The organism is Sporosarcina psychrophila, from assembly GCF_001590685.1.
Lineage (GTDB): Bacteria > Bacillota > Bacilli > Bacillales_A > Planococcaceae > Sporosarcina > Sporosarcina psychrophila.
Genome location: NZ_CP014616.1, coordinates 2,326,501 through 2,343,310, shown reverse-complemented (window position 1 = coordinate 2,343,310; position 16,810 = coordinate 2,326,501). Strand labels below are relative to the sequence as shown.

The following is a 16,810-nucleotide window of genomic DNA, read 5'->3' as shown; positions in this document are numbered from 1 at the left end:
AATCCCTCCCATTCAACTCAAAAACCTTGGAAATCTCCGAAAATTGGGCTGAGCAAACTTGTTAAATACGTCAATCCATCGAAGAACAGCAAAATTCCGAATGCAATCATGACGGCGCCCCCAATTTTCATTATCAAGCCACTATTTTTCCGAATCCAACCGAGACGCGTTATAAAGAACGACAGAACAAAGAATGGAATCGCAAAACCGAAGACATACATCAGCATATAGATAACTCCTGATCCTGGGTTTGTCGCAGAGAGTCCCATGATTACCCCGATTATCGGTCCTGAGCACGGTGTCCAACCTGCGGCGAATGCAAGCCCAATTAATACACTCCCAAAATAACCAGAAGGACGGTTTTTAAACTGTAGTTTCTTTTCGCCCATAAGAAACTTAGGTGTGTATACACCTGCAATCATAAGGCCAAATAACACCATAAAGACTGCCCCGAGTTGTCTTAGTATTTCTTGATTTTCTACAAAAAATGTCCCTACCAACGACGTAGCGAAACCAAGTACGACAAAAATAATTGAAAATCCGATTAAAAAGAACAGTGTATGTAGTGTACCGCTTCTGCTCATGCGTTTCGAATCCGATTTTAGATCATCCAGTGACATGCCCGTAATATACGAAATGAATGCTGGGTACAGCGGCAATGTACACGGAGAGATGAAACTTAAGAAACCGGCACCGAAAGCGAGAAATAGATTTAAGTCTGTTGCCATTATTCTCTCCCCTTCAATTTTTCTTCCTCAATCGTATCAAAAGAAGCGTCAAATTACGTCTAATATGTCTGTGAACAGTTTATGACAATTCCGCGGAACATAGTCACAGGTCTCTGTCTCTCGCTGCAATGACTGCTTAAAACCTATATACTGTCGGCTTAAAAACCGCCTACCCAATATGGGCAGGCGGTTTTAGTTCGTGACAATATGAAGGCAATCTAAATTCGCCACGTGCTGCGGGTGCATAGAAGGAGGTAGTTCAACCCTTCCTCATTGCATGGGCCACCCACTGCAGCTCAAGTCATTTATCAGATAACATCTTCCAAAATATTGTTTTGAAGGAGATACATCTTATGGTAGAGCCCCTTTTTCAGTAATAATTCCTGGTGTGTTCCACGTTCGACGATTTCGCCTTTGTGCAGGACGAGAATTAGTTCTGCGTCTTGAATTGTGCTGAGCCTATGAGCAATTGCGATTGTTGTGCGCCCTTTTCTCATTTTTTCAAGGCTCGATTGAATTGCCACTTCTGTTTCTGTATCGATATTGGCAGTTGCTTCATCCAGAACGAGAATTTTAGGATTCGTCGCGATTGTACGTGCAAATGCAACTAGCTGGCGCTGCCCACTTGAGAATGTGGAGCCACGTTCTGTTACTTTTTGAGCATATTTGTCTGGTAGTTTTTCGATGAATTCATTTGCTTGGACGAACTCAGCTGCTGCTCTTACTTCCCCAGACGTCATTTCCTTATCATGTAAACGAATGTTGCTTTCGATGTCCCCGTAGAATAGAAACGGGTCTTGCAAGACAAGTCCTGTCTTCTTCCGCAATTCTTCTTTCGGGTATTCTTTCAGCGAAACATCATCGATATAAATACCACCACGCTCATATTCATAGAAACGCATTAGCAAGTTGATGATGGAGCTTTTACCGCTACCGGTATGACCGACGAGGGCAACAGTCTCACCTGCATTCGCGGTAAATGAAATATTTTTCAGTACGTCGGCTTGTCCGTCATAGGAAAACGATACATCACGGAATTCGATTTTACCATTTTGAATTTCGGCTTGTTTATTATCTTGTTGCTCCGGTTCCATATCAGGATCATCCATTAACTTAAAGACTCGCGATGCTGCAACCATCGCTTGTTGGAAAATAGATAATCGTTGCATTACTTGTTGAACAGGTTGGAATAAACGGCCAATCAAAGTTGTAAATACATAGAGTATCCCCACTTCCACAGGACTGGCAAGAGATAAAAATCCGAAGTATCCGAGTACAAAAATGATTGCTCCAGCGTACAGTAAATCGATTGCTGGACCCAGCAGGACACTGTCAAATTTGATGTTACGCATTCCCGCACGGAAATGTTTTTCATTAATATCATCAAATTCTGCCTCTAACCGATCTTCCTGTCTAAAGGCTTGAATCATCCCCATTCCGGATAATGATTCAGCTATTTTAGCGTTGAGCTGACTTAATCGCTCACGAATATCTTGATAAAAATCAGCACTATAGCGTCTGTAGACGACAATAACGGCTAAAAACAAAGGCAATAATAACAAGGAAATAAACGCCAACTTTGCATTAAGTGAAAATAATGCAATATAAACGCCAATAATTACAAATATAGCTTGTAAAAACGTGACAATGACACTGACGAACATTTCTTTGATTGCTTCCGTATCATTCGTCACACGTGACACGATACTTCCAGCAGGTGTTTTATCAAAATAACGCATGCCGAGCCCTTGTACCTTTGAAAACACGTCGATGCGCATTTGCTGAATGATTTTCAGTGCAATATCTTGGAAACGTATCAACTGAAAATAAGAGACGATAACCATGAATATCTGAATAGCTATATAGACAATTGCGATATTCGTGATGAGACTCCTTTGAAAACTCATGGTAGCTAGATGGTTATCAATGAATTGTTGAATAATTAAGGGTCCTACGATACTGCCCGCGACCGTCAAAACAAGCAGGACAAGCGCAATAATTACGCTCTTTTTATGAGGGATGATATAACGCAACAATCTTATTAAGACAACCCATTGATCTTTCGCTGTTAATTTTGGTTGTTTTTCTGCTGACATTATTCCTCGCCTCCTTGTTCGACAAGCACTTCGAGTTGCTGCAGGTCATACATTTCTTTATATCTTCCATTCATTTCGAGTAGTTCTTCATGCGTTCCAGTTTCGACAATCGTACCTTCATGCAGAATGATGATTTTATGTGCATGTTGGAGGGCACTTAATCGGTGAGAGGTAATAATTGTCGTCTCGCCTGTACGTGTTTGTTTGAGTGATTGTAAAATCGCTTCTTCCGTTTTGGCGTCGACAGCCGATAAGGAATCATCCAAAAGCAGTAATTCGGGTTCCATAATTAATGCACGGGCAATGGAAATTCGCTGTTTCTGACCACCAGATAACGATACACCACGTTCTCCAACAATAGTGCCATATCCTTCCGTAAATCCTAAAATGTCTTCATGGATATGCGCAAGCCGTGCAGCTTCATGAATTTTCTCTGTTCCAATTCTAGGGTTTGTAAAGGCTATATTTTCAGCAAGTGTCGTTGAAAATAGGAAGTGATCTTGTGGTACATAACCGATCGACTCTCTTAAACGTTGCTGCTTATATTGATTGATAGGTTTGTCTCCATAGACGATACTTCCTTTGTATCCTTCAAACTCTCTAAGCAATAGTTTTAAAATCGCTGTTTTACCTGATCCTGTTTTACCCACAACGCCCATTGTTTCTCCTCGTTTTAACGTGAAGTGAACATTGTGCAATGCAGCGCGTTCATCACCTGGGAATTTAAACTCGTCTATATCGAAGTGTAAATCGCCTTCTGGTCTTCTATCAATCGCACCCGTTACGTCTTTAATTTCTGGTGCAACGGACAACAATTCTGTAATCCGGCTGTAAGATGCATTTCCACGCTCTACAATATTAAATAGGAAGCCGAATGCAAGCATTGGCCAGACAAGAAGTCCAAGGTATGTACTGAACGCTACCATGTCTCCAATTGACATGTCGCCTGCAATAATAAACTTCGTTCCAAAATAGAAAGACAAAATGTATGAAATTGCAAATATCCCTGTAATCGTCGGATCAAATAATGCATCTACTTTGGCGACACGCATATTTTTACCAACGACATCTGTAGACAGGCTTGTAAAATCTTCAATATCTTCGTTTTTCTGACCGAATGTTTTGATGACCTTAATGCCAGATATACTTTCCTGCGTTTTGTCATTCAAATTCGAGAATGCTTCTTGGGCAAACCGGAATCGCTTGCGCAATAGTTTTCCATAATAGCTTGTCAGGAAAATCATGAATGGCAGTGGAATAAGTGCTATTAATGTCAATTTCCAATTGATGGTGATGGCCATCGTCAAAATGACAAATCCACCTGTTGAGATGGAATCGACCAGTGTCAAAATCCCCATACCGGCTGTTTGCTGCACAGCATTTATATCGTTTGTTGCATGAGCCATTAAATCTCCTACACGTCTTTTTTGGTAGAAAGATGGCGACATTCTCGTGAAATGATTGAATAACTTTTCACGCATTGTTCTGGATAACAAAACGGCTGAACCAAAAATCATAACACGCCAATAATAGCGCGCAATGTACATGAGGATACCTGCTACAGCTAGGATAATAAGCCATTTTGTGAGCCCTTCAGCTGTTAAAGAACCCTTTGTAATATCATTGACGATAATTCCGATAATTTTCGGAGGCAACAATTGCAATACGGAAACGAAAACAAGCATCGCAATCCCGAAAAGATACTGCTTCTTGCGCTGTTTAAAAAACCAGCCAAGTTGTAATAAAACCTTCACGCTACTCCCCCTACTTTTCATTAAAATTAGACCTTTGATTAGTTTAGCAAAAGTCTGAACAATATAAAAGGTCCGAGATTCAAATAATTCGGATTCAGAAGTAGTTTTAGTTTTCAAAATGGGATAATGTATGCTGCTTCTTCATATAATTGAGGTGAAACGCTAGCGGATCGTAAGGAGGTAATAAATATGAGGAACAAAATACACTTATATTTACTTGTACTAATAGCCATGATAGTCAGTTCAGCTTGTTCGTATACTAGTGAAAAAGCTGTTCTAAACGGTGATATCGTCAATATGCACGGGCCTGTCTATAACTATCCGGCGTTTGAATCGTTCTTGGAAAGTATGGAGATGGAGGAAGCAGCTACAGTCCGTATTGCGAATTACACGCTTGAAGGAGATCCAACATTATATAATCTTTCTTTCCAAGACACCACGATCCACTTGGAGATAGATCGTTCAAAAAATAAAAATAGAGGCAAGGATCCCGTCAAAACGAATATGACATGTACGGATCTCCTAGAAGAGGAAGGGCAACAATTATTTATCTACACACTTAAAGGATGTGATTCATCCGCTGAAAGCTTTAAGATTCTAAGCGTGTCGAAAGAGCATGTGGACGAACACGTGCATTAGGTATGGCTGATGGATACTTTATACAATGACTGATTTTCCAACACTTCTTGTAGTGGCATCCACATCTGGTACTCCCTTCCTTCTGGTATTGATTCTGAAACAAAAGAAAACAGATTAAGAGTTCTTTTACCAAAATGCGAAGAGTACGACGGATATCATTGGTAAAGTAATACACAGTAAAAAAGACCGTTTGATGTGCAACTACCAAACGATCTTTAATAACATAATATCGCTCCAAAGGCGATTAGCAAACTCTACAGAATAATCCGCTCATTTTCTTGGAGACTCAAGGGCGGATTATTTCATTTGTACTAATGCGATTTGAATAGCGAAGCGATAATAAGGACGATTGCTTGAAAGAGTTCACGAACAACACTGTCCTAGAGGATGTGGGTTATGCCTTGTAAAAGGTCCTCTCATGCTGAAGTAACCATTCCTTTCTCCACAAACCACCTGCATAACCTGTTAATTTCCCATTAGAACCGATAATTCGATGACAAGGAATCACGATACTTAGCTTGTTTTTTCCGTTTGCAGTTCCTACTGCCCTCACGGCTTTTTCATTCCCAATTGAAACAGCAATATCTTTGTAGGATACCGTTTCGGCGCAGGATACTTTTGTCAAAGCGCTCCAAACTGATTTTTGAAAGTCTGTTCCTTCAAAGTTATAAGGAAATGTAAATTCGTGACGCTCACCTTTAAAATATTGCTCAATTTGATCATAGCAATCCACTAAAGACGCGGGAGTTTCTGCTTGCATCCTATTTGTCACACTATCCTCTTCAGAAAACATTATTGAATATATAGCCTCATCTGTACCTATTATTTCAATTACTCCAATCGGTGATTCATAATCTAGTTTATGTAGTTTACTCATGTAAGAACCTCCGTAGATAAGGATGCTGATAATGAAGACTTTCGGATTGTATTAAGTCCCTCCTAAAACTTCTTTTGATTTTCTGTGTTAGATATTTAATGGGTACTAGTATTTTCTCAAATTGAAAAGAAATAGAAGTAGTTTTTTTCTTTCGTGAAACCGATTTTTTCATAAAGCTTTTGTGCTGTTATATTTTCTACATTGGTCTCAAGTAATATTCCTTTTGCACCTGTGTCCGCTGCAAATGAAATGGCTTTTTTAATTAACTTTTCGCCAAACCCTTTGCCACGAACACTTTCCATTACATACAAATCGTTTAAGATCCATGTCCGCTTCAGACTAACAGACGAAAAAGAAGGGTATAATTGAACAAAGCCAATAGGATTATTTTCATCAAAGGCTATAAAAATAACAGATTCCTCGTTGCTTAATCTGTCTTTAATAAACTCTTTTGCACCATTAATATTTGATTTTTGTTGATAAAATACTCTGTATAAGTCCAATAGTTCTGCTAATGAATCAAGGTCATTTCCTGTTGCTTTTAGAATGCTCATACGTGAATCCCCCTTATAATTATTATATTTCTGAATTAATCAACTTTACCACAAATTGATTTGTAATTGTCCTCGAACCAGCCTTTCTTTTTGTCCAGCTAATAGTTTGACTTGTTTTCTTTGAACTGTTATCCGAGGTTGAAAATAATTATTAGTTTACATAATAATATTATGTAACTTGAATTTGTTTAGCTTTCTATCCCACTTAACTTGACACTTTGTTCCTTATATAATCCTCATAACCAAAAAACGAGCTAAATATCAGCTCGTTTTTTGGTTACTAAAGATATTTATCATTCCATTTTCTCTTCCCTTTCAAATTTCTCCCGCACTGCCTCTTCCACATATTCACTCATTGACAGGTCTTTTTCTTTGGCAATCTCCTGCAATTTATCCAGCAGATTGTTTGGTAAATCAAATGTCGTGCGCCTGTATCCGCTAATAAGCGTCCACTCGCCTTCTTTAATTACAACATCGCCTAATACGAGAAATCTCTTTATAATACTTTCTGTAAGTATCTCCGGAACAGGTATAGATAGCTCAATTTCTCCGCTTTTTATCGACAAATCAATATGTGTGTCGTGCTCACGGATGCGAATGTTTTCAATCCCCCATATTTGATAGACGAAATCAAGGAAATCAAACGATTCCTGTAAGTCTTTTGGTAGTGAAAAGTCTGTATACCCTTTTACTCTACTATTCGGACGATGAATCGGATACACCGCTTCATACTGATAAATATGGATACCATTCGCAAAAGGAATCCATGTCCGCGATTGCAAATAGAAGCCCCATTCCTGGTTGTCGTTGCGCAATACACGCATATCTTGTCCCTGTTGTGTACGGAAAAGCTGGTATAGTACGATATCAAATTTAGCATCATAAAATTCAACCCGTGTCCCCCGCACAGACGCTGTCCGTTCGATTTCTTGTGTGATCCATACCGCCGTTTCATCTGGAATGGAATAGATAGTGCGTTCATCTCCAACAGGCAATTCATCCACGGGTAAATCAGTTTCTCGAATTAAGGCATAAATGCGCTGCGTTGTCACGCCCAATTGTTTAGCGAGTTCAGAAGGCCGAAGCCCCATCGGTTGATTGCGTTGTCGTTCTGCAGCAAGTGTGTCGACTTCTTCCCGTTTGTACCTCACTTCTCGTATCAGGCGATGTGGGTCTTCTATTTTAATGATTTTCTTTTGTTTCGCATAGTGGTAGACAGTAGCCTTCGATATACCAAGTATATCCGCTACCTCTAGTCTTGTGTACCAATCATTCAATTCAATCTCTCCTGTCTTAAGTGCATAAACTTAATAAATAAAATTAAATGAGCGTTACTACTTTATTTGACATAGCCTAAATTATATTTAGTAATTCAATTAATTTCACAATGATAAAGTCAGTGACATAATTCGATTAATAATAAATTCAATTCTTATATACTATAAAATAACTCAACTTTAATAGCAACTTAATATCATATCGAAATACAATAGAATTTAATCAATAAAAAATTATACATAAACAAAGGAACTGTTTTTTTATGTTATATTAAAGTTGTGTTAAAATAGATAGGTTGATTGAAAAATAATGTATCTGTTGTAATTTTGAATTCATTTCTATAGAGACTTGTTAGAAATATATAGATTTTGAATAAAAAGTGTTTAATCTTCACTATTTTAAAGGTGGATATAATAGTTGTAACTGACTATTTTCGAATTATTTGCAGTACATACTAACTTTTTATTTTATTATAAATAGTTTGACTTGAAAGGTGGAATTGTTGTTAAAAATAATGATTGGATTCTAAAAAGACATAATGCGTATTTTGGTGAATTGAATAAAGGGGTGTTAAGTCTATCGTATTTTCAGTGAGTGTAACTAAACAGTTGCAAATAAGTGTTTTAAAAATGGAGCTACAGGATCTATCAACTTTGCCGGCTCTTCAAAATCGTTTAGATGAAGCAGAGAAAGATGGACAAAAGGCTTTTCATGATTTTACGGATCCAGACATGATGAAATGGTTTCTTTACGAACGTCGCCACTTGAACCAAAAAAATGATCGGACGGAGAGGACAGTTAGAGAGTATGAGCGTGAACTTTTGCTCTTCATCGAACAGCTCTTAACATACAGTACAGAAATCGATGTAGATGTCGCCTATATAATAGAAGGTTCTCTGTTTAAATCACTTCAATCACGTCATTTAAGAAGGTATCAAGAGTGGTTAGCAACTGACAGTCCGTATGTGGTGAGCAAAGGGGCATACTCCCCTGCAACGCTAGAACGGAAAACAACGATACTCAAAGCATTTTTTGCATTTCTGCATCGTGTGGGCTATATTCAGGAACCGATTCACCAGGGATTACGGATTGCGACCGTTCGAAAAGATGATCGACCTAATCGGGATTTAGGACCAGTCGATGTCGTAATGCTACTGAATACATTTAGAGACATGCAGCAACCAATCATGTTTACGATTATTCACGTCTTAACAACAACCGGAATTCGGAATGAAGAATTTTGTACCTTGCAGGTGAAAGACTTAAAAGTGGATTCTATTCAAGGCGGCTATTATTTGGATGTGTTGGGGAAAGGGAATAAGAGACGGCATGTTCCGTTGAAAGAGAAAGTGGTCCATAGCATTCGTAGTTTTCGCAATGCACGGGGCCTATTGCCAATCGAACGAGCGCATCTGGATGATCCGCTTTTTACAACGAATACAGGACGAGCATATTCCCCCTCATATTTATCGCAGTATGTGAAAAAGGAGATTACAAGCTTAGAACAGCTGAAGTTATCGGATCAAACGATGAAGATCACCCCACACGTATTCCGCCATGCCTTCGCAATCATCTCAAAACTAAATGGCGTAGATATTTACGATATTATGAGAAGTCTTGGACATGAGAAGATTGAAACCACAATGATCTATTTGGAGAAGATCTTTGAGAAAGAACGCCACGCAATTCATGCATGGAAGCCAGATATATTTGGGGATTATATCTAATAAAAAAACCCTCGCTCAACAGGACTAAAACCGTAGTTTTAGAGCTGTTGCGCGAGGGTATTCCTCTTGAGTCGCATATGATTTATGAGTCTATTATACCATAATCGCCATTGTCATCAATCATCATTTCAGTTACCGCAACTTTCGACTAAAAGTTCTAATCAAATTTACCCTAAAAAAACAAGCCAGATCATTTGCGTACTGCTACCCATTTGTAAAAATAATGGTATTTAAATTTAAAACCAAAACATAAAACAAGCATAACCCCGTTCTAAATTAAGGACGGGTTATGCTAAGTTACTTCACTGTACAACTATTTTTTTCTGCTCCTGTGACCCCTCGACTATTAAAGTCCAGGCTTTGTTATACAGTATTTTCGGAATTAATTAACTTTCAATTCTACTTTCTCTTCATAATCTCCAGTTTTAGTCTGCCATTTAATTTCTATATAAGTGTGATTTAAGTCAATAATTGCTTCATCTTTAGTTGGTGGATGATTAGTTACGGACGTTCCAAAAGATATAGCGGTTTGGTTTTCTTCAGGATATCGTTCTCCCTTCCGGTTAGCTCCGGTGCTAGTAATTACCGCAAAAGTGACATAGATAAGTTCTTCATCTCCTGTATATTCAATCCCCCCTCTATCAGAGAGTTCTGAATTGGACACTTCGTATACCACATGCGCTTTCCAATATTCACCTTCACCAGCAGCTCGAATGGTTTCTTGTCTAGAACAACCTGTTAATAAAACGAAAACTATTAAAATTAATAAATTTATTCTATTCATGAAATTCTCCTTTCTACTGTATTTATTAATAGATTAATAATTAGTCCCTAATGCTGAACAGAAAATTAATTATCATATAAAATCATTACTTTTCCAAAGGTGAAAATTCATACCTTTTCATAGAAATAAGCTAAAGATTATAATTCTCACACGCGTTAACTCTCTAGATATTCGCAATTATAACATAAAACACATAATATATTGAATTATAATTTAAAAAATAAAATAGCAAAAGAAAAAACCATTTTGAATGCAATATTCAAAATGGTTTTTTCCTGATTAATCGACAGCCGAGTTACCATGTTTTATTATTTGAACGTTGAACACAAATGTAGAAGACCCTCTATTCACATTAACTGAAGTATTAGATGACACGCTGGCTGCTCCAGTAAACATGCTCAACCACGGCCAAGTTGTTGGAGCGTGATATAGGTAAGAATTTGAGGTAGGGGATTTAACTTCATTACAATCATTATAGATGCATGCCTCTAATCCCACTTGTCCGTAGTGCACTTTTCTATTTGATAGAGAAAAAGCTGTATCTAATACTGTCCAACTTCCTTTGGTGCTAAAAACTTTCCATTTGATTTTCCCGTCATTCATTTGCTGCCAACGGATAGACACTTCACCACTTACGGTATATGAACCGTCTGTTTTGGTACCCGATGATCTTTCATCGTATACTACTACAGCATTTGTTACATAATCAGTAACTATTGACCCGTCTGATAATTGAGTTTCTTTGAGTTTCTGTGTAGTTTTAAACACTTCAAAGTCTTCTTCATTTATATCTTTCGAGTCACTTTTACTTAAAGATGGCTCAATTGCATTTTTCAAGCCATCTTTGGTAGTGATTTCAGTTACAGAAGGCACCACTTCAAAATCAAAATCATTTACATCTGTCTCTCCTTTAATAGCCCTTTCTACAATTTTGTCTCTGTCCGTAATTTCCTCTTGTTCAAAAATTACTATTTCTTCAAAATTACCTGTGTTACTAGATGCAAATACAGAGTTAGGCACTAAAGCAATTAATGCTAATAAAAATACAAATACGCTTTTTTCATTTTTCTCACTCCTTTTTATTGTGGATGAATCTCACTTTTGTTTATCAAGCTTATTTCAAATGAAAAAATTAATTAAACTAATTTTCAGCCTCCAGAAATCAACCAAATATCTAAAATAATAAAAATAATTTCCAATTTATTTCCCTCCTTTCTTATATAATAAATCTAAAGTACGGTATAATTACAAAATATAAGAAAAATAATAAATGGAGGGAATTATGTCGAATTATGGCGGGACAATTAAGAAGATTAGAAAAAATAAAGGATATACTCAAAAAGAGGTTACAGGAAACTTATTCACACAAGCAACCTATTCAAATTTCGAATCTGACAAATCGGATATTCTTTCGACAAATTTCATGCACCTTTTGTTACAACTCCAATTAACCACTGATGAACTTAGTTATATTCATAATGATTATCAATTCAATAAACCCACAGAAATAGTCAAAAGTTTTTTCCGTTTACCGTATAATAATAAGACTGAAATTTCTAAAGTTATAAGTTCAATAGATGAATATCATCTTTTTGGAAATAGAAATATTGTCTTAGAGGAATTGAGAAGTATCTGCGAATCTCTATTAATTATAGAGACTACTGGTGATTTTAAGAAGGCAAGAGAAAAAGTGAATAAAGTATGGGAAAGAATCTCATACTATGATCAATGGTATTTATTGGATATACAAATGATGAATGTAATTTTATACTTTTTTGATGATGATGTGGTTATATATATTACAGATAAACTTCTGGAAAGACTTAAAATTTATAAAAACTTTGAAGAAGCAATAAGGCTAAGATCAACTCTTACACTCAATTTATCGTTACTACTCATTAAAAACGGTATGTTTTCGGAAGCACTTAATAGATTGGAAAAACTTATAGAATCACATTTGCAAGAGTTATCCTATAAACCATTAGCAGTTTGTTATAATCGTATGGCAATATGTTATTCGTATACATCAAGGGGAAAAGAAAACACAATCAATCGAAAAATAGAACTTCTCTTAGAAATCTATGAGGATGAGTTGTTTAAACAGATGATTCAACTTGAATATAAAAAATACTCCTGTGACTGAATTTTTTTCATAACTTTGATTCCTTGCTATACAGGTTTTTTAAAAGTATCAATACATACCAATTTTAGCAGTACAGACCAATGCCTTGGTCTATACTGCTATATTTTTTATATAGCAGAGGTGTAGAGTAGGTTGTGTACTCCTTGGGAACTTGAACATAATAAAACAGACCTACTTCACTCCCCTCATTTGAGGTAGGCTTGAGTATCTTGGATCCTTTTAATCGTGTTCTAAGAAGATTGAAACGACAATGAACTATTTGGAGAAGATCTTTGAGAAAGAACGCCATGCGATTCATGCATGGAAACCAAACTTATTTGGGGAATACATCTAAGCATAAAAAAACTCACATAACAGAACTAAAACCGTAGTTTTAGAGCTGTTGCGCGAGGGTACTCCTCTTAAGTCGTCATCACAAAACAAGACATATAAAAAGGGTTACAAGGGCTTCACATCGTGAGAAGCCCTTGTAACCCTTCAATTTCTACCACAAAGATTCATCTTTATTACTCAACTTTAAGAATGTATCGTTGACACTTCCCGTTATTTTTTCCACTGGCGAAATAAAAAAAGAGTAACCGCAGCCACCCTTTTTTAAAAAACATTTGTCCAACAATCGCGCCAGATTGTTTTAAAATCAAATTACTTATTGTCCTCTCCCTTTTTAGCCCCGTAACCTAAGAGAACATCGATAAATAATGTAAACAAGTAATAATTACCGTCAAAGTTCTTTGTTTTTATACTTGACCAACAATAGCAAATATAAATGTCACAAATACAATTCCGAATAAGATAGAGATTACAGATATGTACTTCAAGAAACCCTTTTCTTTTATATATATAGCTATAAAACCTAGTACGATTCCAAGTAGGTAAATACTAAATCCAATAAAGATACCAGTCCATCCAAGAAAAGTTATATTCAATGGAGGGAACGACATAATCGACATGAAAATACCAATAATAATTAGTAATAATGAATAAATACTAAATTTCCTTTTCATTTGTAATCAACCTCTCTATTTACTTAATCTTCTAGTATCTCTTTTATTGACTTAGAATAACATAATCTATAATTGAACTAGGGATTTCCGTGACATTATTGATTTTTAATTTTTTTAAATCAAAAGATAAAAAAGTAGAATTATCATCTTTATTTGAAATAAAATACATCATATCTTTACTAAACTTCGGTTTTTCAATAGTATACCCTATTTCCGTACTTTCTAGTAATTTACTAAAATCATTATTATATTTAATTAATAATGACTTCCCAGAGTTAGAATATATAGCATAAACGTTATTTTTCTGTATATATACTCCAAGAATATTTTTTTCTTTTAATTTTTTTATTTCCAACTGCCAGTTTTCAAGGTTCAATGTATATATATAACTATCACCATTATCCATGTCTACCAGGGATATATATAACTGATTGTCATGAACAGACAAATCGGACGAAACCAAAGGTCCATCTATTACTAATTCTTTGACTATGCTATTGTCTATAGTATCGACAACACTTAATGTAAATTGATTTTCAATAGGTTCTGTAAAATCTCTACTGTAAATAAATAATGATTTTTTATCAGAAGTTATTGAAAAAGGAATTCCTTTTAGTCTGAATGGCTCTGAACCTTTTCGCCCTTCCATCTTATAAGTATAATAATTCATATCATTTTCTTTATCATAATTATAGACAAACATTTTTTCATTATTAAACGGAATCATAAATAAGGGGTGAGGGAGTTTAGAGTCAGTTATATCTATTTCATCTTTACTAACTGTAATATACTCAGATTTATAAGGGCTTATTGATAACAATTTTTCTTCATCATTGATCAATGACGTTAACCCATTACTTTTAATCACTTTTGTTTCTATTTCCTTGAGATTAGAATCTAAGAACAACAACTTACTGTCTTCATCTGTTAAATTACTTTCCAATAGTACAAAGTCTTCTTTTTGTTTCTGATTACACCCCAGCATAAATAGCAGAGAAAGGATTACAGTAATTAAGATAGATTTTTTCATTTCACATTCCCCTATTAAAAAAAGAAAGCAAATTCTGCTTTCTTTTTCACTTATTTAAATTGCTTTCACTTTACTGCCTTTAGTTAAGTCGATAGGCCAGACTGCAGTTCCTCCATTATAATCTAGTTCGACTCCTAGGTCATACCAAGCTCTCCATACTAATTGTGAGCAATAGAAAGCATCTGTTCTAGTTTTTTCATAGAATGAATAGTTATAAGGATCATAAAGTTCGTATTTAGCATTGTTAACTGCACTTTGCTTTTGACTTGCAGTTGCGCCAATTACTGTATAAGCCCGAGCATCTTTATATCGCTCTTTAAAGTTATTCGTCCAATATCTCACCCCATCAGTATCCTGCCTTAATCCCATAGCTTCTATTGTTGAATAACGATCAACAACAATTGCTGCGTGGCCTCCTACAGGTAGGGATGTAGAACTAAATCCACTTGGAGTATAAAGAATATCGCCTGTATTCCCCATAGAGCCATCTGGTATAGGTACAGCAAAAGTTTCTACATCGGAGTTAGTTAGTTTTTGATTTTCTAACTGCATATTTTTAATGTATTCAGCGGTATCTTTTTGTCCTTCCAAAACTTCATCATAGTAACCCTCAGGTATTGTGCTCTTAAATTCAATATTTTGGTCATTGACTTCTTCTGCTTTGACATTATTTTGTTGATTCGTTGCTAAAAAAGATACTGCTAATGCTAGAGATAACATGATTTTCTTTTTATACATATTTTCCATTCCCCTTTTTGGCATATTCAGTACTCACTAAATCAAGCGAGTAAATTTTATTTTCATTATTAGTCTGCAAGATAACCAAAAGCCGAAGTATTAGTGATATCCGGGTTTCCTCTATATACTTTAATTACATAAGTTGCTGGTACCATGTCTTTTATGGTAGTATTTAAAGTTTTTCCTGGTAGAACTACATATTCTTTAAGTAATTTATCAGGACCACCAGCATAAACGTAATAAATACCTACTGTAACAGCTCCATTTTCTGCTTGCATGTACACATTTCCTGTTCCGTCAATAATCTTTATACTATCCGATACAGCAACAAATTGATTTGTTTTTAACGTGACGCCAACCGCAGCAGAACCAGGATTAATAACAGCACTAGGTGTTAATGTTTCTTCACTGCTAATAGGTGTTAATATTTCTCCATCGCTATTAGCATATGCACTTTGGGATACCAAATTAAGAGATACAATAAGTATTACGAATAAAGAAATTATTTTTTTACGCATGAAATTTGCACCCTGCTTTCTAAATTTAATTTATTTTGGTTTACCGGTCAATTCTTTTAACCACCTCCAATAATCCATATATCTAACAAAACTAGTATAAATTCCATTGTGCACCCCCTGAATCTATAGTAAAGTAAGAATATTAAATAGCTACATAATATTCAAAAAAGAATATTGTTGAGGTGAAATAGTTTGCTGAATGGAAATACAATAAAAAAAATAAGGATAAATAAAGGGTATACACAAAAGTATGTTGCTAAAGACATCCTCTCCCAGTCATCATATTCTAAGTTTGAAGCTGAACTATCAGATGTTCATTCTATTGCCTATATAAATTTTCTGGATAGATTAGATATGACTTTGGAAGAAGTAAGATTTATTAATAATGATTTCAAACATGGACAGGTTCAGCAAATAATCAATAACTTCTTTTCATTACCCTATAATGATGTAACTGCATTGGAAAAGATAAAAATAGAAATTAATAATGCTTTAAAAAAACACCAAAACATTTTATTACTGGATATTAAACTTATATGTGAAGCACTAATATCCCTTAATATTAAGAATGATATTAATATCGTTCGTATTATTGAAAGACTTGAACTTTATGATGGATTTCAGAATTCACAAAAATTAATAATTTCATTTAAAATTAATCTCACATTATTACTTATTAAAGAGGGAGACTTTTTAAAAGCGTTAGAAATGTTAACTATAATTATTCAAAAGCATAAAAAATCGATGTCATACCAATCACTTGCGGTTTGTTTTGCTAGAATTTCCATTTGCAATAATAAGTTAGGAAGAACCAACGCAACCACTTGTATCCAGCAAGCCCGACTGCTTCTAAAAATTTACGATGACTTGGATTTTTTGGTTAATGTCGAAAAAGAATATGCTTACTATAAATGATTAGATTGGTATAAAAATCCGAATG

The 16,810-nt window shown here is 35.4% G+C and carries 16 protein-coding genes; 4 read left to right on the top strand and 12 right to left on the bottom strand.

Annotated elements, in window-relative coordinates; genetic code table 11:
• Positions 1–17: 17 nt before the first annotated feature.
• From AZE41_RS11105 to AZE41_RS11095, 3 genes are all read right to left on the bottom strand, one after another.
• The gene (locus AZE41_RS11105) at positions 18–728 is read right to left on the bottom strand and encodes a cytochrome c biogenesis CcdA family protein (RefSeq protein WP_067209272.1); all 711 of its coding nucleotides are present in this window, start codon (positions 726–728) and stop codon (positions 18–20) included.
• 308 nt (positions 729–1,036) lie between these two features.
• Positions 1,037–2,824 (bottom strand): ABC transporter ATP-binding protein, encoded by a 1,788-nt coding sequence (locus AZE41_RS11100; protein ID WP_067209270.1) that lies wholly within the window; start codon positions 2,822–2,824, stop codon positions 1,037–1,039.
• Complete coding sequence (locus tag AZE41_RS11095) at positions 2,824–4,578, bottom strand: ABC transporter transmembrane domain-containing protein (protein ID WP_067209268.1); 1,755 nt, start codon at positions 4,576–4,578, stop codon at positions 2,824–2,826. Before AZE41_RS11095 ends, AZE41_RS11100 begins: the two co-directional genes overlap by 1 nt.
• A gap of 189 nt (positions 4,579–4,767) precedes the next feature.
• On the opposite strand from AZE41_RS11095, the gene AZE41_RS11090 reads away from it, so the two are divergent.
• On the top strand, positions 4,768–5,217 hold the full coding sequence (locus AZE41_RS11090; protein WP_067209266.1) for a DUF4362 domain-containing protein: 450 nt from the start codon (positions 4,768–4,770) through the stop codon (positions 5,215–5,217).
• 394 nt (positions 5,218–5,611) lie between these two features.
• On the opposite strand, the gene AZE41_RS11085 is transcribed toward AZE41_RS11090, so the two are convergent.
• The 3 genes from AZE41_RS11085 to AZE41_RS11075 all read right to left on the bottom strand — a co-directional run bounded on the left by AZE41_RS11085 (position 5,612) and on the right by AZE41_RS11075 (position 7,925).
• Positions 5,612–6,094, bottom strand: coding sequence for a methylated-DNA--[protein]-cysteine S-methyltransferase (locus AZE41_RS11085; protein ID WP_067209264.1), 483 nt, complete (start codon positions 6,092–6,094; stop codon positions 5,612–5,614).
• A 116-nt stretch (positions 6,095–6,210) separates the two neighbouring features.
• Positions 6,211–6,648, bottom strand: coding sequence for a GNAT family N-acetyltransferase (locus AZE41_RS11080; protein ID WP_067209263.1), 438 nt, complete (start codon positions 6,646–6,648; stop codon positions 6,211–6,213).
• Positions 6,649–6,941: 293 nt separating this feature from the next.
• Positions 6,942–7,925 (bottom strand): helix-turn-helix domain-containing protein, encoded by a 984-nt coding sequence (locus AZE41_RS11075; protein ID WP_067209261.1) that lies wholly within the window; start codon positions 7,923–7,925, stop codon positions 6,942–6,944.
• A gap of 630 nt (positions 7,926–8,555) precedes the next feature.
• Here AZE41_RS11075 and AZE41_RS11070 point away from each other — a divergent pair.
• Positions 8,556–9,653, top strand: a complete 1,098-nt coding sequence (locus AZE41_RS11070) for a tyrosine-type recombinase/integrase (RefSeq protein ID WP_067209258.1) — start codon at positions 8,556–8,558, stop codon at positions 9,651–9,653.
• Between the two features lie 382 nt (positions 9,654–10,035).
• On the opposite strand, the gene AZE41_RS11065 is transcribed toward AZE41_RS11070, so the two are convergent.
• The gene (locus tag AZE41_RS11065) at positions 10,036–10,437 is read right to left on the bottom strand and encodes a hypothetical protein (protein ID WP_067209255.1); all 402 of its coding nucleotides are present in this window, start codon (positions 10,435–10,437) and stop codon (positions 10,036–10,038) included.
• A 279-nt stretch (positions 10,438–10,716) separates the two neighbouring features.
• Complete coding sequence (locus AZE41_RS11060) at positions 10,717–11,457, bottom strand: hypothetical protein (protein ID WP_067209254.1); 741 nt, start codon at positions 11,455–11,457, stop codon at positions 10,717–10,719.
• A 262-nt stretch (positions 11,458–11,719) separates the two neighbouring features.
• Here AZE41_RS11060 and AZE41_RS11055 point away from each other — a divergent pair, with 262 nt between their 5' ends.
• On the top strand, positions 11,720–12,580 hold the full coding sequence (locus AZE41_RS11055; protein ID WP_067209252.1) for a helix-turn-helix domain-containing protein: 861 nt from the start codon (positions 11,720–11,722) through the stop codon (positions 12,578–12,580).
• A gap of 737 nt (positions 12,581–13,317) precedes the next feature.
• On the opposite strand, the gene AZE41_RS11050 is transcribed toward AZE41_RS11055, so the two are convergent.
• The 4 genes from AZE41_RS11050 to AZE41_RS11035 form a co-directional block, all read right to left on the bottom strand.
• Positions 13,318–13,584 (bottom strand): hypothetical protein, encoded by a 267-nt coding sequence (locus AZE41_RS11050; protein WP_067209249.1) that lies wholly within the window; start codon positions 13,582–13,584, stop codon positions 13,318–13,320.
• A gap of 43 nt (positions 13,585–13,627) precedes the next feature.
• On the bottom strand, positions 13,628–14,614 hold the full coding sequence (locus AZE41_RS11045; protein ID WP_067209247.1) for a hypothetical protein: 987 nt from the start codon (positions 14,612–14,614) through the stop codon (positions 13,628–13,630).
• A gap of 54 nt (positions 14,615–14,668) precedes the next feature.
• A complete protein-coding gene (locus AZE41_RS11040; protein ID WP_067209245.1) occupies positions 14,669–15,352 on the bottom strand; it encodes a YiiX/YebB-like N1pC/P60 family cysteine hydrolase in 684 nt (227 codons plus the stop codon).
• A 68-nt stretch (positions 15,353–15,420) separates the two neighbouring features.
• Positions 15,421–15,870 carry a hypothetical protein gene (locus tag AZE41_RS11035; protein ID WP_067209243.1) on the bottom strand — a complete coding sequence of 150 codons (450 nt, stop codon included), beginning with the start codon at positions 15,868–15,870 and terminating at the stop codon, positions 15,421–15,423.
• 192 nt (positions 15,871–16,062) lie between these two features.
• Between AZE41_RS11035 and AZE41_RS11030 the strand changes: the two genes are divergently transcribed.
• Entirely contained in the window at positions 16,063–16,785 is a 723-nt protein-coding gene (locus AZE41_RS11030) for a helix-turn-helix domain-containing protein (protein WP_067209240.1), read from the top strand.
• Positions 16,786–16,810: the final 25 nt, after the last annotated feature.